At 65.8% G+C, this 2,724-nt stretch carries 1 protein-coding gene and 1 pseudogene; both read left to right on the forward strand.

All coding sequences use genetic code 11. From position 1 onward, the window contains the following. The coding region (gene gltB / locus RI841_RS15870; RefSeq protein WP_310706602.1) for a glutamate synthase large subunit at nucleotides 1-2,451 on the forward strand (2,451 nt) is incomplete at its 5' end. Between the two features lie 72 nt (nucleotides 2,452-2,523). Further along, nucleotides 2,524-2,724, forward strand: a pseudogene (locus RI841_RS15875) (glutamate synthase small subunit); the annotation flags it as partial.

Raw genomic sequence — 2,724 nt, forward strand, 5'->3', positions numbered from 1 at the left:
GGTGTAGGGGCCACGGCGGTCTTCCCCTGGCTGGCCTACCAGGTCATGGCCGATATGCACCATACCGGCGAGCTGGTTGGCAACCCGGCCGATGCCCGCGAGAACTACCGCAAGGGCCTGCAGAAGGGTCTGTTCAAGATCCTTTCCAAGATGGGCATCTCGACCCTGGCCTCCTATCGTGGCTCTCAGCTCTTCGAGGCGGTGGGCCTCTCTTCGGAAGTGGTGGACCTTTGCTTTACCGGCATGGCCTCGCGCATCGAAGGCACCGGTTTCAGCGAGCTGCAGCTGCAGCAGGAACTACTGGGGCGCGAGGCCTGGACGCCGCGGAAGGGCATTTCCCAGGGCGGTCTGATGAAGTATGTCCATGGCCACGAGTACCACGCCTACAATCCCGATGTGGTCATGGCGCTGCAGGAGGCGGTTCAGGAGGGCGACTACGTCAAGTGGAAGACGTTTGCTCGCCTGGTCAACGAGCGGTCGCCGGCCACCCTGCGTGATCTGCTCAGGCTCAGGCCGGCCGCCGAGCCGCTGCCGCTGGAAGAGGTCGAGGCGGTCGAGGATCTGCTGCCGCGCTTCGACAGTGCCGGCATGTCGCTGGGTGCGCTGTCGCCCGAGGCCCATGAGGCCCTGGCCCAGGCCATGAACGAGGCCGGCGGACGCTCCAACTCCGGCGAGGGGGGCGAGGACCCGGCCCGTTACGGGACCATTCGCTCCTCCAAGATCAAGCAGATCGCTTCCGGGCGTTTTGGTGTGACACCGGCCTACCTGGTCAATGCCGAGGTGCTGCAGATCAAGGTGGCCCAGGGCGCCAAGCCCGGCGAGGGCGGCCAACTGCCCGGCGGCAAGGTCAACGAGCTGATCGCCCGACTGCGCTACTCGGTGCCCGGCGTGACGCTGATCTCGCCGCCGCCGCACCACGATATCTACTCCATCGAGGATCTGGCGCAGCTGATCTTCGACCTCAAGCAGGTCAATCCCGATGCCCAGGTCTCGGTGAAGCTGGTCTCCGAGCCCGGCATCGGCACTATCGCCACCGGCGTGGCCAAGGCCTATGCCGACCTGATCACTGTCTCCGGCTACGACGGCGGTACCGCGGCGAGCCCCCTGACCTCGATCAAGCACGCCGGCAGCCCCTGGGAGCTCGGCCTGCCCGAAGTGCACCAGGCGCTGCGCATCAATGGCCTGCGCGACAAGATTCGCCTGCAGACCGATGGTGGCCTGAAGACCGGCCTGGATGTGGTCAAGGCAGCGATCCTCGGCGCCGAGAGCTTCGGTTTCGGCACGGCGCCCATGGTGGCACTGGGCTGCAAGTACCTGCGCATCTGCCACCTCAACAACTGCGCCACCGGGGTGGCCACCCAGATGCAGTACCTGCGCGACGAGCACTTCCGCGGTACCGTGGACATGGTCAAGCACTACTTCCGCTTCATCGCCGAGGAGGTGCGTGAGCTGATGGCCCTGCTGGGCGTGCGCCGTCTCACCGACCTGATCGGTCGCACCGACCTGCTCGAGGTGCTGGAGGGCGCCACGGCGTCCCAGCGCAAGCTCGATCTGTCAGGCTTGCTGGGCAACGATTTCGTGCCGGCAGATGCACCGCAGTTCTGCGCGGTCAGCCGCAACGTTCCCCACGATCCGGGCGCCAAGAATCAGGAGGTGCTCGAGGCCCTCAAGGACGCCATCGAGGCGAAATCCGGAGGCGAGTTTGACTTCACCATCACCAACTGCGACCGCAGCGTCGGGGCGCTGACCTCCGGGGCCATCGCCAAGCGCTACGGCGAGGCGGGGCTCGAGGACGCGCCGGTCACCGCGCGCTTCACCGGTGTCGCCGGCCAGAGCTTCGGTGTCTGGAACGCCCGCGGCCTCAACCTCTACCTGGAGGGCGATGCCAATGACTATGTCGGCAAGGGCATGAACGGCGGCAAGCTGGTGGTCGTGCCACCGGCCGGCAGCGCCTTCGAGAGCCACCGGACCGCCATCGTCGGCAATACCTGTCTGTACGGCGCCACTGGCGGCAAGCTATTTGCTGCCGGTACCGCCGGTGAGCGCTTCGGGGTACGTAACTCAGGCGCCCATGCCATCATCGAGGGTGCCGGCGACCACTGCTGCGAATACATGACCGGTGGCCTGGTCTGCGTGCTCGGTGAGGTGGGTGTCAACTTCGGGGCGGGCATGACCGGCGGTTTCGCCTATGTGCTCGACGAGGATCGCACCTTCGTCGACAAGTACAACCATGAACTGGTGGAGATCCACCGGGTGAACACCGAGGCCATGGAGGCCTATCGGCGTCATCTGCGGGAGATCATCGAGGAGTATGTGGCCGCGACCGGCTCCGCCCGGGGCGAGGCGATCCTCGAGGACTTCAGCGACTTCGTTCGTCACTTCTGGCTGGTGAAGCCCAAGGCCGCGAGCCTGGGCAGCCTGCTTGCCCAGTCCCGGCGTCAGCCGGAATAAGGGTCGGCGTCAGCCGGAATACGTGAACGCCGAAACGACGATATCGCCACGCAGAGACCAGGAGACGAGACCATGGCCAACCGCTTGAGCAACGACTTCCAGTTTATCGACGTGGGTCGCCAGGACCCGCAGAAGAAGGACGCCCGCACCCGCGCGCGGGAGTTCGCCGAGATCTACGAGCCCTTCAAGCCCCAGGAAGCGGCCAGCCAGGCGCATCGCTGCCTGCATTGCGGCAATCCCTACTGCGAGTGGAAGTGCCCGGTGCACAACTAC

Origin of the sequence: Halomonas sp. (assembly GCF_031581305.1) — a bacterium.
GTDB lineage: Bacteria > Pseudomonadota > Gammaproteobacteria > Pseudomonadales > Halomonadaceae > Halomonas.